The following is a 19,262-nucleotide window of genomic DNA, read 5'->3' as shown; positions in this document are numbered from 1 at the left end:
CCTATCTTTTATGGTATTTTCGGAATTGAGTTGGCGTAATCCCTTCAGATGTTTTGAACACCTTGGTAAAATAACCAGAGTCCGAAAAACCGACATTTTCAGCAATAGTCTGAATTTGATAGTGGGGATTCAAAAGAAGTTTTTTCGCTTTTTGGATGCGTACCTTTAACACATAATCATTAATTGACATGCCCATATGGTCTTTAAACATTCTACTGGCGTAACCAGGGCTCAGGCAAACCGAATCTGAGATAGCTTTCAATGAAAGATTTTTCATATATTCATTTTCAATATATTCGATCATCATTTTTATATTTGCGTTTAAGGGTTTATTTTGTGTTTCCTTGATGCGTTCTAAGTACGCGTCCACAGCTATTGAAGCAAGAACACAGAGGTTTTCAACAGAATTTGTTTCATAAATCTTACCGATATAGTTGTTATTGATATCCAGAAACTGTGACATTTCCAAGCCCATCTGGTTTGTAACCCGTAACAGAATTACCAACAATTCGGTCATTTTGGCACGTACCACAGATAAATTGTTGTGTGATTCATACCTCAGCCCAAATATGACAGTCTGAAGATAGGCTTTTGCTGATTTTTCGTTTTTGTACAACTCTATCATTATTTCGTTTTCGTCAACCAGCGAACCGCCTGAACTGCTGCCGAGCTGTTTTTCCAGGATTTTTCTGTTTTCAATTTCAGCATAATACATTGACTGCTGGCTGGCGAATTCCTTAATCTGTTCATAATTCTCCCACCCAGCTTTCGTGATATAATTGGCAACCACATAGAGCAGATAAGCTGCCGCCTGAACCTGATGACCAGATATAATTGGAAGTTCGCGCACCGCTTCAAATAGATCCTGAAAGTCTGTGGTAAGCGACTTGTTCATTTCTCTGAGTTCAATCCAAAAGAACTCTTCCGGCTTCCACATCAGCACTTGACCACAGATAATCGTTCCCACATGCTCTCCGTTCAGTATGATCGGTGCCGCCCATTCAATCAGACCTGACGGACAGCGGAAAATGTATGGTTCACCAAACATGGCTGCCTGTTTCCCTGCCCTTTTATAGGCACTCTGGCACCTATTGTTTCCATCTTTCAGTCCATATATAATACGGCAGAATCTACAGCATTTTTTAATACCGCTTCTTGGGAAAATAGATATGCCCTCAACATCAACAATATCGGCCATCAAACTGGTGGTCGTTGTAAATGAGTCCAATATTTCTTTCAAGGTTCCGATATCCACAAAGTCAATGATTCTGTTTTGACTTGTTTGATCTTTCATTCTGACCGCCTATAAAAACAAATATCTTACCTTCAGGTATTATTATATCATCAATTTTCAGAATTAAATATGAAGGATAAACAATTATAGAACTCCTAGTGGACAATGTCTTATATATTCTAAAAACCTCCTGCATAATGTTTTTTCCATCATCCAGGAGGTTACCGTTTTTACCATGTTTTGTTTTGTTCAAATATATATCAGTCAACGCCTATAGTTTATTTACCTTATGCCATGCTTCAATCATTGGCCCCAGGCGATCATCACCTACCATTACAGAATTGCCTTTTTCATTCATAAGTACCGGTACTAGAATGTAATTACCTTTCGGCCCATATTGCTTAGCACATCTTAAAGCTTCGGCAATGACGTCCTCAGTAGAAGCACCAAGATAGCTCACCGGTCCGGATGAATCCCAACCCCCTTCTACAATAAGGCGGCCTTTATATTTATCCATAATTCCTTCGAGATCATTGCTGATCTGTGCAGCATTCCATATTTTTACACCCATTTCCACATAATCTTCAATAATTTCTTCACATCGTCCGCAGGTATGTTGTGCAAAGATGACACCTCGGGATGTCACCGCTTCGATGATTCGCTTATGTGAAGGTTTGATTAATGATCGATACACAGCTGGCGACATAAACAGCCCATTGGCTGTGGCCAGATCATCAAAATAGGTGATGATACCCGGCTGATATACTTCAATAAAGCGGTTGTGACATGCAATCTTGTAATCAGCCATGGCTTCAAAAAATTCCTGACATGACTCCGGATCTTCAATTAACGAACAGAGGGCATTTTCAAATCCCATGAAAGCTGCCAGTCTTTCAAACAAACCAGTAGTACTAAAAACATTGACAATCTGCTCGTCACGATTGCAGCCAGCCAATTCAAATTGAGCGACCCCTTCAATGCCTAATGTGTCTATATTGGGGAAATGAACATATTTTTTCCAATCAGCAATATCATCAAACAAAAATTTATTCGGTTCTGGAATCACACCTTCTTTGGTTGCTATCCAATTGACGCCAAAGGGATCAAGTCCTCCGTTCCAAGGTTGATCAATTTGATTTGCTCCTAATAAACACACTTTATATAACTCCATGTACAATGGAATAAACTCAGGCTTTCCTCCATCCAACATTACTTGAAAATTTTCTCTCTGATTCATTTGAACCCATCCTTTCATTAATAAGTTTAGAGTTTATAAAATCCTTATAATCTCTAAATCTTTGTGGATACAAGGTTATCCTGATCATTTATCTTAGGAAACTAACTCCTTCGCCTTTACAGCAGCACCGCCTGCATCAGGAGCATAAGCATCGGAACCGATTGAAGCCGCGAATTCTGGTGTAACAGGTGCTCCACCGACAATGATCTTGAAACCAGTCATTCCGCTAGCTTTGATTGCTTCAACAGTAGCTTTCAATGCGGGCATGGTGGTTGTTAGAAGTCCTGACAAGGCCACTAAGGTAACGTTTTTAGTTTCTTTGATAGCCTCAATAAATTTAGCGATCGGTACGTCTACACCAAGGTCGACTACTTCAAATCCAGCGCTTTCAATCATCATAGCTACCAGATTTTTGCCGATGTCATGAAGATCCCCTTCAACCGTACCAATAATGCAGGTACCTAAGGAAGTGGAGCTTCCTCCAGCTAGAAGCGGTTTTAGCACCTCGACACCCTTCGCCATCCCTTTAGCAGCCATCAACATTTCAGGAATAAATACTTCTCCTGAAGAAAATTTGTCTCCCACAACTCCCATGGATTCTATCATCGCCTTGAGTATACTTTGAGCATCATTTCCCGCGTCTAACGCTTCTTGTACTAACCCTGGAACAAGTTTCGCTTTTCCTGCCTCAACCTTTGCTTTTAATTCTTCCATCTTAGGCATTTCTACGTCCTCCTCTTTAGTTGATTTAATTTCGAGAGAGTTATTTAAAATTATTTTTTTTGACCAAATAATTCTTCTCGATATGCACCAATGTATTCCATGCAGTAGTCGTCTTTCCCTAAGAGTGCTTCTGTTGCATAGATCATCCCCATTAAATCTTGGTTAGTTGGAGCGATAATCCCACTATCCATTCCCGCGTTCATCGCCAGTACGATAAATGCCTGATTCACCAGTCTTCTAGCCGGAAGATTAAAGGAAATATTGCTTAAACCCCCGGTTACATGGATAGCTGGATACTGAGCTTTAATGTCTTTAATAACGTCAACCACCATATTAATACCATCTTCAGACGTACAGAGCATTTCTACCAACGGATCGATGTGCAAGCGTGATGGAGCAATATTGTGTGCTTTGGCTTTTTCCATGATCTTCCTAAACACTTCCATCCTTTTTTCGGCTGTCTTAGGAATTCCGGTGTCATCGCACAAGAGGGCCACGCATTCCCATTTCGTATCCGCGATGACAGGAAACACGAGTTCGATCTTGTTCCCTTCGCCGGAGACTGAATTGATAATCCCTGGCTTTTTGCAGAACTTCATGGCTTCAACGCAGATATGGGCATGGGGACTGTCTATCGCTATCGGCGTATCGGTAACTTCCTGAACCAAGTCGATAAGCCATTTCATTGTTTCGAGTTCAAGGCTATCTTCCACTGATGCACATACATCAATGAAGTTTGCTCCTGCATCAGCCTGAGTTTTAGCTAGATTGTCAATAAAGCCTGCATCCTTTTCAGCGATTGCTCTTGCTACAGAAGGAATTGCACCATTAATTTTTTCACCAATAATAATCATGCTTAAGAATCTCCTATCTACTTGTTATAATACTTCTTATAATACTTCTTATACTATTGAACGCCTTCTTCACCTGTGTAGTTCAAATTTCCAGTCGCTTCTCCTTTCTGTGTCACCTCCGATCCGTCTAGGGCTTTCTTGATCATCTTCAAGTCTGTCAAATATTGCGATCAGTTGTTCTTCCAGTCCTAATTGTGAAACATTAAATACGATCAATACTAAACTGACTTGTACATCTTCATTTATCGAACCTGCTGATTCATGGGTGTGGCAGTATACTTCATCCCCTGTTGAAGAAATCATAACCGAATGATTGTTGGCAGAAAGAAATCCTTTGACATGTCCGATAATACCGCCTCGGTCCAAGACCCAGGAATTCAGCGCCTTGATTTCATTTTCTATGATGTTTTTTATCTTATTACAATCCTCATGCTGAATCGTATTTTCACCTGAGACTGCAAATGCGCCTTCCTGTATTGTCGTTTTAATTCGATATTTTCCCCGTTTTGACAATTCTGTATCGCTGCTGAATTCAACCACTTCTTATCACCTGCAATATCGTCTCATCAATTTCACTCATCCCACTGATGCGGTATAATGCGGCTTTGTCATTTAGGTTTCGAACGTCATTTTCGATTTTATTCAGTGTTTCTTCATCTACAAGATCTGTTTTATTGATAAGAATGATCTGTGCATTACTCAGTTGTCCTTCAATCAGTCTCTCTAAAGGAATGCGGATCCGTTGCCAGCGGCTAGCATCAACTATTGTCACGATTCGGGCTGTCATCCTAAGATTATTGTAAATTGAATCTGAGATGCTGCTTGGATATGCAACGCCTGTTGCCTCAATGATCAGCCATTCGGGGTCATTTTTACGCGCGATGTCTTGAATGCCTGTGATGAGATCGTTGTTTAAACTACAACAGATGCAACCTGAGAAAATATCTCTTACTTCATAACCATTTCTTCGTAATACTTTATCGTCAATCCCAACCTGACCAATTTCATTTTCTATAATTGCAACAGTTGTTTCTTTTATTCTTTCAGAACTGTTAACAATAGAATGCGCCAACTGCAAGAGGACACTGGTTTTCCCTGAACCCAAAAACCCGCCTAGAATAATTATTTTGATTGCAAGTCCCCCCCAGTCTCACAGATTATTTAAGAATTTAACCTATTACTTCGTTATATGTGCTCATTATATATAAACGAAATAATAGCGTATATGGACGAAATGGTATAATTTTATAACAATCCAACCTTGTCAACACGGCTGTGATGCCGGTTTTTTAATTTTGGTAAAATCACGCTATTATATACGCTCAGAATGGTAAATTTCAGTTATTCTGTTAAAGACTACGTGACAAGCCTGCCTGAAAGACACGAAATGAGTGAAACCTTAATTAGGCTATTGCCTCGATAAGCGAAGACAATAGCCATTACGATCTGATTGCAGAAAATGAATATTTATGGAAATAACTATTCTTGTCCAAACAACTGGAAAGTGATATGATATTGCTAAAGGTCAGGAGGGCGAGCCTATGGATAAATCGGATATAATCCTGGATAAATTAAATTCAATGGAAAAATCTTTGCGAGCAGAAAATAAAACGCTTAGTGACAAAATAGATAGACTTGAGAACAAAGTTGAAAAACTCGAGAACAAAGTTGATAAAGTCAGCGAAAAGCAAGATATGTCCTGGCAGGCAATACAAGAGATACGGGATGATTTGACGGAAAACAGTGCCCAAATTAAAATCATTGATAACAAGGTGAAGGCTTTATAGCCTTTATTTTTATGTTTTTCACCTCAAGAAGTTTACAGCGCATTGATTATACCCTTTTATTGGGCGCAAAAGTCACCGTCACTTCTTCTGTTGGGATGTGTTTGGTTTCGGGAAAATCCTGAAAAGGTTTGACCGTTAACCGAAACGGAATATGACTGACATCATCGGGAAGAGGCGGGGTGACCACAAAATAATGCATGATACTTTTAGCCACACGACAGATAGCAAGCGGCAGTTACTTTCCCTCTTCGTCCACGATTATCACCCCATAATCGAGTCCTTCGACCTGCACATTTTTGGGGATCTCCAGATACAGAGCAAAATTCATTTCATGAGGGTTATCATACTTCTTTTCAGCTACGCCTAAGAATTGCCGGATAGGCAGTTCATAGCGGAAACTGTAGTATTTAAAATCCGCAAGCTCTTGCAAACGAACCTTCAAAATCCCACTTTGTAGCGTGACATAAGGGGGTTTAACCTTGTCCGAAACATCCAATCCGTTAAATGTAGAAATACTTGTATAAAATTTAACTGCAATTATCCCGTCATCCGTATTTTTTCGTTGAGCAAACACAAAGATTCCCCCATCAGAATCAACCACCAATTTCTCACCGCTATAATCAAAAGTCTGCAGATCCAGTCTATGAATTCCTTCTGTCTGGTCGAATTTGCCTTGTCCGCCTAATTCATAGAAATTTGATCCACTAATGATTTGTGGCTGAGTTACACTGCCTTGAAGGAGTTGATCCGCAGGCAGTAAATATAGGGCAAAAAGGCCGGCGATCAAAATGAACCCGTACACGCCGGCTACCCACTTAAATAAGTGTACAGATACTTTATGGCCGCTGTACCTGGCAATCGCAACAATAATCGCTGCCAAAACAACAATAAGAATCAACAGAACTGTCATTTTCTCACCTCCATACGGTTGGTCATCAGGGCTGTGACGGCGAACAGCAAACCTGTTGTCAGAAGTGATTTAAGCATAAAAAGCCACAGGGTACTTTCACTCGTGTAGAAATTCCAGAGCTGCCTGATAAAGCTAACATGCTCGTCACCGGCAACAGTAATGCCAACGGTGTTGAAATAAAACAAACTCCCGATGATAACGGCCGGAATAATGATGGCAAAAATCCGATAAAATTGAATGATCGCCCCAAAAAGATATCCAATGGCACTCAGCAGCCATAAGTAAGTAACCGTGACGATGATTCCCAGCAAAAGATAACGCGGGGGCAAGCGAAAAGCTTCACCTTCGCTTAGAAACTGTGTGCCATGGATAGCATAGAACAGGACGCGCAACAGGACACTTCCCAAAACAGCGGAAATGCCGCTGACGATGCTGGTCGTCAGTAGAAATAATGTATTCGCCAGATTGCTGGTCAGACGGTTGGATACATGGTAAAAATCGCTGTTGCGACGATTGGCCGTGGCTAAGGTCCCGGCAATGATAAGGCACCAGATCATGGTGAAAATAATGATCATATCCCCTGTCAATGTACTATAACTAAAACTCAGCCACTGGTTTCCAGTGTAGGAATTCATAACGCCATTAAATGACAGGCAAAGGGCAAGTATTTGCACGATGATCATGCTGATAAAAAAACCGGTATTCGTTTTCCATTTATAAATAAACTGTTTCTTAACGAGGCTTAAGAATCTAGTTTCCGCTAAGGACATCATCGATTCCTCCCTTCTTCTGATCGGTTAAGTAAATACACAGATCATCGGTCGATACTGCTGAAACAGCAATACCCAGCTTTATGGCTCTGTGCCGATCGTCTTCGGATAAATCGTTCTTAACAACAGCATAGACGGTATCATTACCGAATGTTTCCCGGTGATAAAGTGTCCTGCCCTGACCAAAATCCGTGACGATTTCTGCCTTGCCCTGAAGTCCGACCGCCATTTCCTTTAGATCGTCCACAGGCTGCTGCAGTACCAGTTCCCCGTTTTTGATCAGCACAATATTTTCCAAGATGTCTTCCGTTTCATTCAGTAAGTGGCTGGAGAGGATCATTGTGCGCGGAAATTGCAGATAGTCTTTAAGAAGGGCCCGGTAAAAATCCTTACGGACAGCCGAATCCATCCCGGTCGTCGGTTCATCCAGGATGGTCAGCGCCGCCCGGCTTGACAAGCCGATGATCATATTGAACGTACTCCGCATTCCCTTGGAGAGTTTATGATAGTTTTGTTTGGGGTTTGGGAAAAAGTACTCAAGTAAACGTTCAGCTAATCCCCTGTCCCAATCCGGATAAAACTTGCTTTCAGCCTTTAAAATATCTTCCAAGGATAAGCTCACCGGCCAGCTCATTTGATCATCGATAAAAATCAGATTGGATGATACCTTGAGGCTGTTAAATGGATTTTCACCAAACACACGTATTTCACCGGATGTTGGATGGTAATACCCGGCTATCAGCTTTAAGAGTGTTGTTTTTCCAGCCCCATTGCGTCCGATGAGTCCCGTTATCGTATTTTCCTCAACGTGCATGGACAGTTGATCAACCGCCTTTACATGGCCATAAGCTTTGGTCAGCTCTATACATTCAATCACAGACGTCACTCAGCCCACTCCCCTTCTCCGTCAATTCTTTAATCAGCGTTATAAGTTCTTCTGTATTTATCCCCAGTCGATGGGCTTCTCCGATAACCTCGATTACCATGTTCTTAAGCGTATCGTTTTTGCGCCGGTTGAGGATTAGCTTGGCGGCATCGGCCGAAACAAACATACCCAACCCTCTTTTTTTGTACAGGATATTTGCCTCCGCCAAAATCGTCAGCCCTTTTGCCGCGGTAGCAGGGTTGATATTATACATTTCAGCAAGCTGATACTGCGAATATATCTTTTCATTGACACCGATGGCCCCATTTAATATTTCGGTTTCCAGCCATTCCGCAATTTGCAGATAAATCGGTTTCATTCCTTCAATTTTCAATTTCATGCCTGCCTCATCCTAAATAAAACTATAGTACATTACTACTATAATGCACTATAGTTTATTTTCCTTTATCTGTCAAGTAAGTACGTCCTCAATCTTCCTGGGGATAAAATCGGCTCCGCGAAGGAGATGGAAATTGAATGGAATGGATATCAAAAATAGCCTGTTTTACAGGCTATTTTTGTCAATGATGATTTTACTGACCCTCTTCGCCATCGCCATGATCGTTAAAATCGGCGGATTCCCCAAAGACTCAGGGAAAAGCGTTGCATCAGCTACATACAGGTTCTCGGGCAGCCTGGGGTTATGAAAGGTCACGGCTTCGTCTGCGGTAAGCGGCAGCATGCCACCGGGGTGTCCGGCATTGATCGTTCCCAGGAAAATAGTATCTTTTTTTATCCCATACGTGGAAAGGATCTCCATGCAGAGTTCGACTTCCTCCCGCAATCTTTCCTGATCTATATCGCTCAGCGTTTTCCTGATGTTTTTGTTATCAACCGTTCCGGCGCTTGAATCCGCCAGCTTGATCATCAGGGATACAATATCCTGGGCAGGATACCGCCAGCTAGGATGAAAGAAAAAGCTCAGATAATCAAAGTAAGGGGATAAAATAGCATGCTCCCTCTGTACGGCAAAGGGCATCGAAAGCTCTTTGTTCTGAAGACTTCCTTTTTGCCGGGCAGCCACGCAGAGAACCGGATCAACGAATAATCTGCTTTCGCATTCGATCCCCGAGTTTTGAAGAATGACGGGGGTTGAAAATCCGCCTGCCGCCAGGATTACAATATCCGCCGGGTAAAATACGGAGTTGAAGCCTTTTTGGGCCTGGACCCCTTTTACGAGACCCTTTTCCGTTACAAGCTTCACTACCTGACAGCCTGTGATGAGCTCCGCACCCAAATCCTGTGCAGCGTTCAGAAATTGACGGCTGTCCCATTTGACATGATACCGGCAGCCCAGGACACACCTCCCACAGCCGGTACAGCGCTGATAATTACCCAGCTTAGGCAAAGGCACAGGATTCAGGTCCATTTCCGTGCATATTTCAAACAGCCTTTTGGTGGAATTCTGCCATTTAGGCCGATGGTCATCGGTGACAGGGATTTCCCTGTAAAGCTCCTCAAATTCATCATCCAGATCAATGCCAAGATCCTTAAGCCCCTTGTCCATACGCAGCGCATTTCCTGCCGAAAGCGTGGTCGTCCCGCCTAAGCCCCTGCCGCTGACCATTACCATACTATCCGAGGTTTTCCTGACGCTCATCGACGGAAACAGCAGTTGTATTTCCCTCTCATCGAAGAACAGTCCGGTTTTTCTTAACTTTTCCAGAATAGATAAATTGATAGAAAACGGCTTGAATTCCCGGCCTGCCTCCAGGACTGTCACCTGAAACTTCCCCTGCAGTTTCTTGGCCGAGGCAGCCCCTCCCGCACCGCTGCCGACGACGATTACCCTTTTCATGTTGAACCGTCCTTACTTTTTACCTGAAGTTCCCTTTGAAAATATCCTTTACAGCATTCATTGCCTTCCGTAATCCTGTGCTGGAAACACAGCCTGCCGCCACCTGAAAGCCCCGCAGCCAGCCCTTCATCCAGCGCGGAAATCAGTTTGCAGACTTCCCCGGAATAATAACTGCTGAAATAGCACTGCCGGATGATGATTTCCCCCTGCCGGTCACATTGAAAATCAATGCCGATCAACTGATAGATCACCTTCAGGGCCGTAACAGCCTCTTCCCAGGTTCCGATATGCAGGGTTTTTCTCAAGTTCCGTCCGAATCGATAAGCATTTTGGTACAGCCGCTGTTTGACTTGTTCAAGGGGGCGTCCGCTCTGCAAATGATTTTCCGCTTGTTCCTTGGTAAATAAGGTGTATTGCGGGAGAAGCGCAGCCGAAGAAAGCCCCTTTAGCTCCGGCAGCTCACTTTGGAAAGCATCCGCCGTCAAGCGGAATAATTCCTTCAGTTTTTTCCTCTTGATCCATTCAGGCAGGCAGCGCTGGATGATTTTCAGAAGCATCATTGACTCCCTGTTTTTTCAGTCTTCGCCAAAAGCGCTAAGCATTACCGCTAAGTCCGGTTTTCCTTATTTTCAGGTAAAAATACAGTGCCGCTAAACCAATCAACCCATCAACAACGAAGTTGGCAAAAAAAATCAGGTAGGGCTGGTAAATGAAAAATAAAAGCAGAGAAAGGATGGAAGATGCCAGTTTGGCATGGGTCAATAAAAACGGATAGATGTGCTGCGCCGGATTTCGATACATCAGGATGGCAAGCAAAGTAACAAGATACATATAAGCAACTGCCAGTGTCAGATAAAACCCGGCGCCTTCAAACGAAGCTTCGGGTAATCCAAAATAACCGGAAATACGGTTAAAGAATACCAGGGCCGCATCAGGAAAGAACAGAAAAATCAGGCCTACAACGGCAAATATCCCTGCTGCAAACAAGCTGAACAGTTTATACAAGCTCATAACCTATACCCCCATAATCCTATCCCCATTACTTCTTTCCTACCTGTTCATCCCAATGATTTCATCCCTATTGCTTCACTCCAATCATTTCACTTCCACGGCTTTATTCCGATAGCCTTACCCCTTATAATACAGCCGGGAAAATTCGGACAACGGACTGAACCGGACTTCCTTCATCATCTCCAATGTATCTTCTTTGCTAAGGGGTGACTGCCCTTTATAATGTTTTTTCAGTAACGCATAATTTTTGTTCATAAAGCAGCAGCTTTCCGACGGAAAATGCGCTTTCATCTCCAAAAAAACGGCTTGCGCCGATTTATCCCGGACATTGCCGAAGGTTATCGGTGTAAACACACACGGGCTTACCTCGCCAAAGGCATCAATATAGACCATTTTATGGCCTGCATTGCAGCCAAAATGCTCTCCACCTTCAAAATGCCCAAGATAATTCACCGTGATTTTTCTCTCTTGATTGTATTTATCCTGCAAGTGCACAAGGCTTAAACGCTCTTCTTCGGTAAGGACTGCGGCCTCATTCCAAAAAGCTTCCACCGTTGGCTTGGTTTCACTCAACCAGGCTTCATCGATTCCAAGGCTGATCAGGAACGCCAGAAATTTCTCAACCTGATTTTCCCGAAGCATCCTCCTGGAGATGACCGTCGATACACTGACATGAACGCCTGTGCCTTTAAATATCTCGATCGCTTGAAGCGCTGCCTGGAAAGCCCCACGGCATCCTCTGATCCCGTCATGTTCTTCCTCCTGCCAATGATCCAGGCTGATCGAGACATAGCAAAGGCCCGCCCGCTTTAACTCCGCCGCCAGCTCTTTTGTAATACCCATGCCTGTGGTAAACAGCTTAATGGCGCAATCATCTCTGGCGCTTTGGACGATCTCTACGAGATCTTTGTTCATAAGCGGCTCCCCGCCGGTAAAACCCAGCCAGAAAACACCCATTTTCTTAAGATCCTGAATGAGCTGTTTGATTTCTGCCGTATTGAGAAGTTCCCCGCTTCGATTCTTATTGTAACAATAGGCACAATGCTGAGGACAGGCATCGGTCAGGCTGATTTGAGCGTGGGAAGGCCCCTCCGTCCTTGCCAGAAGGTGCTCGTTGATAAAGCGGGTAAAGGCTTTACTGTTTACCGGGGGCAAATGGGAATGAAGGACCAGCTGCCCGCCGACATTCAGTAAACGGAACTTCCCCATGTATTTCATCAGGAACCAATTGATTGAAGGTTTGACCCTGATGATTTGTTTGTTTGCCCATAGCGATCTGGCTAAGGCAATCTTATTCTTGAATTCGGACATGGCCGGCGCCCCTTACATTCCATATATTTCTACTTGATAGTTTATCATAATTATACCTACATCACCATACATTGACCTGCTTGTAATTTATAATGGCGATGAGGCGGCCAGTGAGAAGACGGTAAATCCACGCCGTGATAGATGTGGATTTTTTATTTAATATGGGCCGCAAATGGTGTAGGCTGCCTTATATGTCCCTGCGGGCAAATGTCCGAACTCCCAGCAGAAGAATCAGGAGTACGTAGACGGCACAGTAAACGAGCATCAGGGCACTCGGTGAACCGCTGCCATAGAAGAGGGATGCGGGATCGAAAGGCGTTGCACTGCTGCCGGCGAGGAGTGTGTTCATATAGCGGAACAGGTTATCGGCGGGAAACAGCAAGCTGGAGACAATCCCAATATTAATCAAGGCGATATTATGAAGAATATTTCCCAGTTGTTCAACAAAACCGCCAATAAAGCTCATGCCATAGAGGACGATGAGAATAATCCCGCTGTTGATGGTACTTACAATGGAGCTGAAAAACAACGCCGGTGAAATCACGATAAATGGAACACAAGCGAAAACCAAGCTGGCTTTGAAGATGTTGATGGTAGAAAGATCCGCTTGCAGCGGGCCTCCAAACAGATGATTCACCAAGATGATGGAGAGAAAGAAAAATAACGTATAAACCATTAAAAGGATTCCGTACCCCAGGAATCTTCCAAGAAGAAAATCCAGACGCCGGATGGGCCTCGTCAGGATCGGATCGATTTGATGACTCTCAATATTGCCGGCAATACTGCCGACGGTTGCCAGAATGGTCAGCAGGCCAATAATAAAGTTGGCAAAATAGAGGCCCATGCTTAAGAGCTGCGAACCAACGATTTTAAATTGTACACTCATTGCTGCTTTCTGGGCAGGATCTATTTCGTATAGTGTTTTTAAAGATGATGCGCCTGCATAATGGGTCGCGATTCCATACAGCAGCAAATAGGCCAACGTCATGATCAGAGCAATCAGGAAGATGCGTTTATAGAGGATTTCTTTGAAAGAAAGTTTAGCGATGGTCCACATTTTCCGGCTCCTTTCGGTTCATCCAATAGAGGAATATTTCTTCCAGATGAGGTTCCAGAGGCGTGAGCTCGTAGACCCCTATCCCGTGATCACTCAGTATTCTGACCAAAGACGGAAGTTCTTCGGTGTTTTCAATCTCAATTTGCCATTCAGCTTTCAAGGCTGTGCCAGCTTCAGGTTCGAAATTTTGGCGTAGCTCTGAGCCAATGACATAAGGAAGGTCGCTTAGGACTTCCTGGTCAAGACCGGAAGCGATCAGCTTATAACGGTTTTGGAAACGGCAAAGTTTGCGCCAATCTCCTTGGGTGATCAGTTTGCCCTGGTCGATGATCGCGACCTGGTCACAGACCGTTTCGATTTCCTGCAGCAAATGGCTGTTTAAAAAGACCGTCCTGCCTTCTTGCTTTAATTGCGCCAGCAGGCTGCGGACCTCCATCCGGCCCAACGGATCTAAGGCGGAAGTCGGTTCGTCCAGAAAGATTAATTCCGGGTCACCCAGCAAGGCACAGGCCAAACCGATTCTTTGCTGCATGCCTTTGCTGTATTTGGCGATCTTTTCTTTTTCTCTGCCGCTGAGGCACACCTTTTCCAGTAAAGCCGTAAAGTGCTGTGGCCGTAAAGAAGATTTAAGACCGAGCAGATCGGCATGCGTATGTAAAAGCTGGAGTCCGGTTAACCAGTCCGGATAACGGAAAAGTTCCGGCAGATAGCCTATTTTCCGGCGTGCTTCAAGATCGCCGAGCGGCTTTCCTAAAAGTTCGGCCTTGCCGCCTGTCGGCCTCAGTAAACCTAAAAGCGTGCGGACAAATGTGCTTTTGCCCGCTCCGTTTGGCCCGATAAATCCATACACCACGCCTTTAGGGACCTGGAGGGTAATATTTTGGCATCCCCCTTTGCCGTTGTATTGCTTGCTTAAAGCCTCGGTTTGGATTGCCAAATCCGTCATTAAAGGTCTCCTTTCCAAAACAACAAGTGGGTAACCATAAACAGCATGATATATAATCTGGGTTAGTCTGTGTGTCACAATACTGCTTTTCGGCTGATTGCGCCCTCCATGGCGCAAACAGCCGCGCTACGCACTCCATACTACGCTTGCCGCAGTACTTGTGACCCACAGACTGATTTTAAGCTTTGAGCCGGTATGCATGTCGTGTTTTGCGTAGTTATCCAAATACAAAAATATTCATTTGGGTCTGGTTGCGCCCCACATTCCGCTCTTGGCAGATAGCGCCATCTATGGCGCTATCTGCCGCGCTCCGCATCTATGCTCCGCTTACGCTGGAGCTGTGGCACACAGACCCAGCTATGAAGGTTTAAATATCTAGTTATTTAGAGAACGGTATACTTGTTCCTGCTGACGGTAAGATGATCGTAAGAGAAATTAGAAATTTTCAGCAAGTTTCAGTAAATCCGCTTTTACGGAGTTCCCATCTGCTCCCGCGGTGAGGTTTGCCCGTAGAGAATGAAGCTGACCGGCGTTCTCCCAAAGGAGAAGGGCGGAATGATCTTTGGCCAGGATAAAGACGCCATCCCCGCCGTTCACCATGACCTTCTCGGTGCGGTCAATTTCCGTAGTCCCTTGAATCGCCGGGATAGGAAGGGTATTCTGCCAGTCGTCGATACCGGCAAGCTGGCTGCGGATATTTTCCGGGATAAACGGAAGCTGAAGCAAGGTTGTTCTGAGCTTATCAATGTCGGTCAGCGATGGAGCCTGAATCTCGGGGGAGTTCATGACGGTGTAAGCGAAGTTGGCAAAAGGTTGGGCTGAACTTCCCTGATAATTGATATCAGTAAAGCCGGGCCACATGACACTGAATGTCTTGCCGTTGAGACTGTTGTCGAAGAAGGCCTCCGAACCTAAATTTTTCATGGCGGCATTAATGGTGTCCGTATTCAGCGTCATATCCACTTTGGCTGCCGATTGCACACAGACGTTGCTTACGGTGTAACCTTCAGGCGAGGCGGGTAGACTGACGCCGCCTGCTTTTGCTTCGGCGGCGGAAGCATAGACCTTCTGCTCGAAGTCACCTTCGGCAATCGCTATTTTGCCAATATCCTTGATATCAATCGGGGTGTTTTTACCTGATTCAAAAAAGTTTTCGATTTGCTGAATGTCCTGAGGCGTAATGGTTACCATTTGAATCTTATCCGCTCGGAATAAAGCCAATAGCTCTCCGGCGTATGTCCGTACCTGAGGGACCATTAGAAAAGCAACCAACAAAACGGCTGCAACGAGACCTGTCGTCAGTTTACGGTATTTTTTCATGAGAGTTTTCCAACTCCTTTCAAAATATGCGGGGGAACCGTTCGTTAAGGAAGGGATCAGCGGTGAGGAAGGGTTGATTGGTAAACGTGTGGACTCCGACTCCGGCGTATCCGCAGCGGGGCTGTCAGCGCTGACTGCTCGGCTGAATCTTGCCCAGGCTGATTCAGGATTGGCTTGTTCAGGAGAAGATACGCATGCATCGGGAAAAAAAGCCTGGCTGAAGACTTGATCGGACCATTTTCCAAGGCTGTCCAATTCTGCGAGCTGATCACGGCAGGAAGGGCATTGTTCAAGATGAATCATCAAAGCTTTGCGCGCTTCTTTATTCAGTTCTCCGTCCAGATACGCTTGCAGATCGTTTTCGAACGAACAGATCATGCCTTTTCCCTCCCTTTCTGATAAAGATTTTTAAACTGCTTTCTGGCCCGCGCCAGAAACGTGCCGACGGAAGCGGGGTTAAGTTCTAGGGCTTCAGCGATTTCCCGATAGCTGTAATCCTGGTACTTCAGCAGAAGGAGCAGCCGGTCCCGCTCTTCAAGGCCTGACAGCACCTCAAAAACAAAACGTTTGGTTTCTTCCCGGATCAACAAATCTTCGATCAGGTTTTCTTCACTCGATTTCATTGTTGGATAACTCATCTGGTATTCCAAGGCTTCCCGGGCAGCTCTTCTGTTTTCTCCCCGGAAATAATTGCAGGCGGCACGAAAACAGCATTTTGCGAGCCAGGCATCCAGATGATGGATTTGGGTCCAATCCAAATGGTATAAACGGAGAAATACTTCCTGAGCTAGATCTTCGGCTGTGGTGATGCTTCCGGTGAACCCGGAGATTTGGCGGACAACCTTCGGATAGTGCGTCCTGAAGATCGTTTGAAAATCAGGATCGGGCAGTTTCTTGATCAAGGTTGTACCCTCCATTTCCGTCTATCCCCCCTTTGCGGTTCCATTCTCTAGAAACCGCTGCCGGGAGTTTTGTGACACTAACTAATTCTTTTTGTCCGCGCCAAGATGGCGCGGCCTTGACCGATATGTCGTAGAATGGTTGCGGATTACCGCTGCGTTATACTACATGCATATTGACCAAGTGGCAGTAACCTCTCCAATAAAAAACATATCAGATTCTTGCAAAGCTCCTAATCAGATCCATACTTGGCACCAAGGATATTTCCTGTTGCGGCATCAACGTAAATAAATAAGAAGCTGCTCGTGGCGCTTGAATCCCTGAAGCAAACTTCATACATTACTGCTGCTACCGGTTTCGTTTCTTTGTTGAAGTTATCCAAAGAAAACACATAATTAGGTGTACATAACGCCAAACTGGTTTCTCGGTGCTCTATTTTCGCATCTTTCCAATAAGGCACGGTTTCCCTGGCCTTTTTTGCGGCTTCAAGAGCTATTTCTTCCGCCACCTTGGCGGTTATCTTGGCCTCAAAGAATTGGTTATTTATCACCTTGCCGAAGGCATCCACATAGATGACCTGCATTTTGGAGTAATCGCCCTGATTGCCAATGGCGAAAGCTTCTACTTCCAAATCTTTGCTGTACCCCGTATTCCAGGGATAAAAATCATTGTCTTTGTGTATCATTGGTCTACTCAGTAATATCGTATCGAATTTCGCTTCCGGCCAAAGCTCCGCTTGCACGGATTTCAAAACTGCCGCTGCCGTTTTCATGGCGATAACCTCAGCTTGGTTGTCTGTAAAGGCTGTCGCTTCTTTCTTAGGTTCATTTGCTTGATTGTTTGCTTCGCTATTCGGTTTTTGTTTATTGCTTAGTTCACTGTTTACGCCGCTTTCAATAACAGCAGGCGTATTGTTATCAGACTTAGACGGCGCGTTATCTGTCTTGGTGCTTGGCTGGCAGCCCAACAAGGTTAGAGACAGAAGACAAGCTGTGAAGCCAATGAAAAACTTTCTCACCTATTTCTCCTCCTATGCCGAACATTAGAAACGTTAATGGGGTGTATCGTTTAGCACCTCTTTATTACCGGTGTCCATAACTGGCACGCCCCTTTATTGCCATTAGGAGTATAACCTGAATTGGGCAAAGTTTTGTCAAAACACGCTGTCCAAGCATCCAATTAAAATGCGGTTCATCATGCGCCTCCCGCCTAACATAAACTCGGACGGCACCAATCTTCTGTTAAGCTTAAAGCCGAATATAGATCTTACGGTGATAAAGAACACCCATAATCACCAGCCAGACCATTACGTAAAAAATGGAGAAATACAAGGAATCCAGCCCATGTGCCCATGGGCTGATAAGCCTTGTCGTAAGCCAAATTTTAAGCGTCATTGTGCTGCCCGTAGCGTCCTGCACCGGAATTAACCAAAGCGTTCTCCGAATCAGCTCTGACACAAAATAGACGAAAATAGCGCTGGCCCCTATGGCTTTAAAAGGCTTAAAGATTTTCCCGCTTTTCATCCGGTCCGTAAGCAAGTAGAAAAAAGCCAAAAGCAGGATGCCAAGGCCGGATGTCAGCAGAACATAGGAACTCGACCAGAGGTTTTTATTATACGGAAAGACAGTATTCAACAATGCCGCAGCTAGAAGCAGCAATCCCCCGCTGCCTATAAAGACAGCCATTTTTATGATCCATTTATTTGGCTTTATCAGGATCATGCCTGCTAGAACCCCTATGATTCCCGAAGCGAGAGCCGGCAGGGTGCTAAGAATCCCTTCGGGGTCCCAGTCGGGTTTATAAAGATGTCCGGGCAGGAGTTTCAGATCAATGTACTGGACAAGATTCCCTTGAAGTTCCATGACCCCTTGCCCATATCCGGGAACATGTACAACCTTTAGCAATACACCATACAAAAGCAGGAGAAAAACCGACGTCAGAAGCTGGACACCCATCTGAACCGTTTCTTTTTTGAATATGGACTTGCAAAGCAGGTATAAGAGAGCCGAGAATAAATAGACTACGGCAATCCTCTGCAGGACGCCCGGGATCCTGATCGTATTCAGATCAAAAAGTGGGAAACCGTTCAACACCAAACCAAGTAAAAAGATCTGAATGCTGCGGAGAAAAATATGAACGATGATGGTTATTTTGCCGGTGCCTTTTGCCAATCTGTTATTAATGGAAACCGGTACGACAACGCCCATGATAAATAAAAAGAAAGGGAATACCAGGTCTGCCAGCGTAAATCCATTCCAAGAGGCATGCTCCAATTGGACAGGAATCGTATTCGGATTACCCGGATTATTCACCATCAGCATCAGCGCCATGGTCAGCCCCCTGAAAATATCAATGCATTCCAGTCGGGCTGAACTGTTATTGGTATCTGATTTACTTGCAAGCGTCATTATTATTACCTCAAATATTTTCATTAAATTTAAGGGTTAAATATCTTCTTGATATGTACTTTCTGTTCTTC

22 protein-coding genes are annotated in these 19,262 nt (G+C 44.4%); 1 reads left to right on the top strand and 21 read right to left on the bottom strand.

Features of this window, described 5'->3' with window-relative positions:
• Position 1 precedes the first annotated feature (1 nt).
• The 6 genes from DEHRE_RS03630 to DEHRE_RS03605 all read right to left on the bottom strand — a co-directional run bounded on the left by DEHRE_RS03630 (position 2) and on the right by DEHRE_RS03605 (position 5,153).
• Positions 2-1,294, bottom strand: a complete 1,293-nt coding sequence (locus DEHRE_RS03630) for a PocR ligand-binding domain-containing protein (protein ID WP_019226209.1) — start codon at positions 1,292-1,294, stop codon at positions 2-4.
• Positions 1,295-1,505: 211 nt separating this feature from the next.
• Complete coding sequence (locus DEHRE_RS03625) at positions 1,506-2,471, bottom strand: uroporphyrinogen decarboxylase family protein (protein ID WP_019226210.1); 966 nt, start codon at positions 2,469-2,471, stop codon at positions 1,506-1,508.
• A gap of 93 nt (positions 2,472-2,564) precedes the next feature.
• Positions 2,565-3,194 carry a corrinoid protein gene (locus DEHRE_RS03620; protein ID WP_019226211.1) on the bottom strand — a complete coding sequence of 210 codons (630 nt, stop codon included), beginning with the start codon at positions 3,192-3,194 and terminating at the stop codon, positions 2,565-2,567.
• Positions 3,195-3,244: 50 nt separating this feature from the next.
• A complete protein-coding gene (locus DEHRE_RS03615; RefSeq protein WP_019226212.1) occupies positions 3,245-4,048 on the bottom strand; it encodes a methyltetrahydrofolate cobalamin methyltransferase in 804 nt (267 codons plus the stop codon).
• Between the two features lie 69 nt (positions 4,049-4,117).
• Positions 4,118-4,588, bottom strand: coding sequence for a hypothetical protein (locus DEHRE_RS03610; RefSeq protein WP_019226213.1), 471 nt, complete (start codon positions 4,586-4,588; stop codon positions 4,118-4,120).
• The gene (locus DEHRE_RS03605) at positions 4,581-5,153 is read right to left on the bottom strand and encodes a CobW family GTP-binding protein (RefSeq protein ID WP_019226214.1); all 573 of its coding nucleotides are present in this window, start codon (positions 5,151-5,153) and stop codon (positions 4,581-4,583) included. Before DEHRE_RS03605 ends, DEHRE_RS03610 begins: the two co-directional genes overlap by 8 nt.
• Before the next feature lie 436 nt (positions 5,154-5,589).
• Here DEHRE_RS03605 and DEHRE_RS03600 point away from each other — a divergent pair, with 436 nt between their 5' ends.
• Positions 5,590-5,835: a hypothetical protein gene (locus DEHRE_RS03600; RefSeq protein WP_019226215.1), complete on the top strand. Its 246-nt coding sequence runs from the start codon at positions 5,590-5,592 to the stop codon at positions 5,833-5,835.
• Positions 5,836-5,881: 46 nt separating this feature from the next.
• On the opposite strand, the gene DEHRE_RS14760 is transcribed toward DEHRE_RS03600, so the two are convergent.
• From DEHRE_RS14760 to DEHRE_RS03530, 15 genes are all read right to left on the bottom strand, one after another.
• On the bottom strand, positions 5,882-6,049 hold the full coding sequence (locus tag DEHRE_RS14760; RefSeq protein ID WP_019226216.1) for a hypothetical protein: 168 nt from the start codon (positions 6,047-6,049) through the stop codon (positions 5,882-5,884).
• 21 nt (positions 6,050-6,070) lie between these two features.
• Positions 6,071-6,745 (bottom strand): hypothetical protein, encoded by a 675-nt coding sequence (locus DEHRE_RS03595; RefSeq protein ID WP_019226217.1) that lies wholly within the window; start codon positions 6,743-6,745, stop codon positions 6,071-6,073.
• A complete protein-coding gene (locus tag DEHRE_RS03590) occupies positions 6,742-7,518 on the bottom strand; it encodes a hypothetical protein (protein WP_141690649.1) in 777 nt (258 codons plus the stop codon). Before DEHRE_RS03590 ends, DEHRE_RS03595 begins: the two co-directional genes overlap by 4 nt.
• The gene (locus DEHRE_RS03585; protein ID WP_019226219.1) at positions 7,496-8,401 is read right to left on the bottom strand and encodes an ABC transporter ATP-binding protein; all 906 of its coding nucleotides are present in this window, start codon (positions 8,399-8,401) and stop codon (positions 7,496-7,498) included. Before DEHRE_RS03585 ends, DEHRE_RS03590 begins: the two co-directional genes overlap by 23 nt.
• The gene (locus DEHRE_RS03580; RefSeq protein ID WP_019226220.1) at positions 8,385-8,780 is read right to left on the bottom strand and encodes a GntR family transcriptional regulator; all 396 of its coding nucleotides are present in this window, start codon (positions 8,778-8,780) and stop codon (positions 8,385-8,387) included. The genes DEHRE_RS03585 and DEHRE_RS03580 overlap by 17 nt, the downstream gene beginning before the upstream one ends.
• 165 nt (positions 8,781-8,945) lie before the next feature.
• A complete protein-coding gene (locus DEHRE_RS03575) occupies positions 8,946-10,238 on the bottom strand; it encodes an FAD-dependent oxidoreductase (protein ID WP_019226221.1) in 1,293 nt (430 codons plus the stop codon).
• Complete coding sequence (locus DEHRE_RS03570; RefSeq protein ID WP_242837029.1) at positions 10,235-10,798, bottom strand: hypothetical protein; 564 nt, start codon at positions 10,796-10,798, stop codon at positions 10,235-10,237. Before DEHRE_RS03570 ends, DEHRE_RS03575 begins: the two co-directional genes overlap by 4 nt.
• Positions 10,799-10,832: 34 nt before the next feature.
• The gene (locus DEHRE_RS03565; protein WP_019226223.1) at positions 10,833-11,249 is read right to left on the bottom strand and encodes a hypothetical protein; all 417 of its coding nucleotides are present in this window, start codon (positions 11,247-11,249) and stop codon (positions 10,833-10,835) included.
• A 117-nt stretch (positions 11,250-11,366) separates the two neighbouring features.
• Positions 11,367-12,560, bottom strand: coding sequence for a radical SAM/SPASM domain-containing protein (locus DEHRE_RS03560; protein ID WP_019226224.1), 1,194 nt, complete (start codon positions 12,558-12,560; stop codon positions 11,367-11,369).
• Between the two features lie 187 nt (positions 12,561-12,747).
• Positions 12,748-13,617, bottom strand: a complete 870-nt coding sequence (locus DEHRE_RS03555; protein ID WP_019226225.1) for an ABC transporter permease — start codon at positions 13,615-13,617, stop codon at positions 12,748-12,750.
• On the bottom strand, positions 13,601-14,563 hold the full coding sequence (locus DEHRE_RS03550; protein ID WP_019226226.1) for an ABC transporter ATP-binding protein: 963 nt from the start codon (positions 14,561-14,563) through the stop codon (positions 13,601-13,603). Before DEHRE_RS03550 ends, DEHRE_RS03555 begins: the two co-directional genes overlap by 17 nt.
• Positions 14,564-14,998: 435 nt before the next feature.
• Positions 14,999-16,261 carry a zf-HC2 domain-containing protein gene (locus tag DEHRE_RS03545; RefSeq protein WP_019226227.1) on the bottom strand — a complete coding sequence of 421 codons (1,263 nt, stop codon included), beginning with the start codon at positions 16,259-16,261 and terminating at the stop codon, positions 14,999-15,001.
• Complete coding sequence (locus DEHRE_RS03540) at positions 16,258-16,800, bottom strand: sigma-70 family RNA polymerase sigma factor (RefSeq protein WP_019226228.1); 543 nt, start codon at positions 16,798-16,800, stop codon at positions 16,258-16,260. The genes DEHRE_RS03545 and DEHRE_RS03540 overlap by 4 nt, the downstream gene beginning before the upstream one ends.
• A gap of 215 nt (positions 16,801-17,015) precedes the next feature.
• Complete coding sequence (locus DEHRE_RS03535; protein WP_019226229.1) at positions 17,016-17,801, bottom strand: hypothetical protein; 786 nt, start codon at positions 17,799-17,801, stop codon at positions 17,016-17,018.
• Positions 17,802-18,030: 229 nt separating this feature from the next.
• Positions 18,031-19,215, bottom strand: a complete 1,185-nt coding sequence (locus DEHRE_RS03530; RefSeq protein ID WP_242837028.1) for an acyltransferase family protein — start codon at positions 19,213-19,215, stop codon at positions 18,031-18,033.
• Between the last annotated feature and the right edge of the window lie 47 nt (positions 19,216-19,262).

It is taken from the genome of Dehalobacter restrictus DSM 9455 (assembly GCF_000512895.1).
Lineage (GTDB): Bacteria > Bacillota > Desulfitobacteriia > Desulfitobacteriales > Syntrophobotulaceae > Dehalobacter > Dehalobacter restrictus.
The sequence above is the reverse complement of the archived record's forward strand: the minus strand, read 5'-3'. Positions and strand labels throughout refer to the sequence as shown.

Coding starts and splice junctions, on each gene's coding strand:
- DEHRE_RS03575 (WP_019226221.1), bottom strand. CDS start 10,238: ATGAAAAGGGTAATCGTCGTCGGCAGCGGTGCGGGAGGGGCTGCCTCG.
- DEHRE_RS03580 (WP_019226220.1), bottom strand. CDS start 8,780: ATGAAATTGAAAATTGAAGGAATGAAACCGATTTATCTGCAAATTGCG.
- DEHRE_RS03565 (WP_019226223.1), bottom strand. CDS start 11,249: ATGAGCTTGTATAAACTGTTCAGCTTGTTTGCAGCAGGGATATTTGCC.
- DEHRE_RS03630 (WP_019226209.1), bottom strand. CDS start 1,294: ATGAAAGATCAAACAAGTCAAAACAGAATCATTGACTTTGTGGATATC.
- DEHRE_RS03590 (WP_141690649.1), bottom strand. CDS start 7,518: ATGATGTCCTTAGCGGAAACTAGATTCTTAAGCCTCGTTAAGAAACAG.
- DEHRE_RS03620 (WP_019226211.1), bottom strand. CDS start 3,194: ATGCCTAAGATGGAAGAATTAAAAGCAAAGGTTGAGGCAGGAAAAGCG.
- DEHRE_RS03625 (WP_019226210.1), bottom strand. CDS start 2,471: ATGAATCAGAGAGAAAATTTTCAAGTAATGTTGGATGGAGGAAAGCCT.
- DEHRE_RS03540 (WP_019226228.1), bottom strand. CDS start 16,800: ATGGAGGGTACAACCTTGATCAAGAAACTGCCCGATCCTGATTTTCAA.
- DEHRE_RS03560 (WP_019226224.1), bottom strand. CDS start 12,560: ATGTCCGAATTCAAGAATAAGATTGCCTTAGCCAGATCGCTATGGGCA.
- DEHRE_RS03615 (WP_019226212.1), bottom strand. CDS start 4,048: ATGATTATTATTGGTGAAAAAATTAATGGTGCAATTCCTTCTGTAGCA.
- DEHRE_RS03570 (WP_242837029.1), bottom strand. CDS start 10,798: ATGATGCTTCTGAAAATCATCCAGCGCTGCCTGCCTGAATGGATCAAG.
- DEHRE_RS03550 (WP_019226226.1), bottom strand. CDS start 14,563: ATGACGGATTTGGCAATCCAAACCGAGGCTTTAAGCAAGCAATACAAC.
- DEHRE_RS03530 (WP_242837028.1), bottom strand. CDS start 19,215: ATGAAAATATTTGAGGTAATAATAATGACGCTTGCAAGTAAATCAGAT.
- DEHRE_RS03595 (WP_019226217.1), bottom strand. CDS start 6,745: ATGACAGTTCTGTTGATTCTTATTGTTGTTTTGGCAGCGATTATTGTT.
- DEHRE_RS03545 (WP_019226227.1), bottom strand. CDS start 16,261: ATGATCTGTTCGTTCGAAAACGATCTGCAAGCGTATCTGGACGGAGAA.
- DEHRE_RS03555 (WP_019226225.1), bottom strand. CDS start 13,617: ATGTGGACCATCGCTAAACTTTCTTTCAAAGAAATCCTCTATAAACGC.
- DEHRE_RS03600 (WP_019226215.1), top strand. CDS start 5,590: ATGGATAAATCGGATATAATCCTGGATAAATTAAATTCAATGGAAAAA.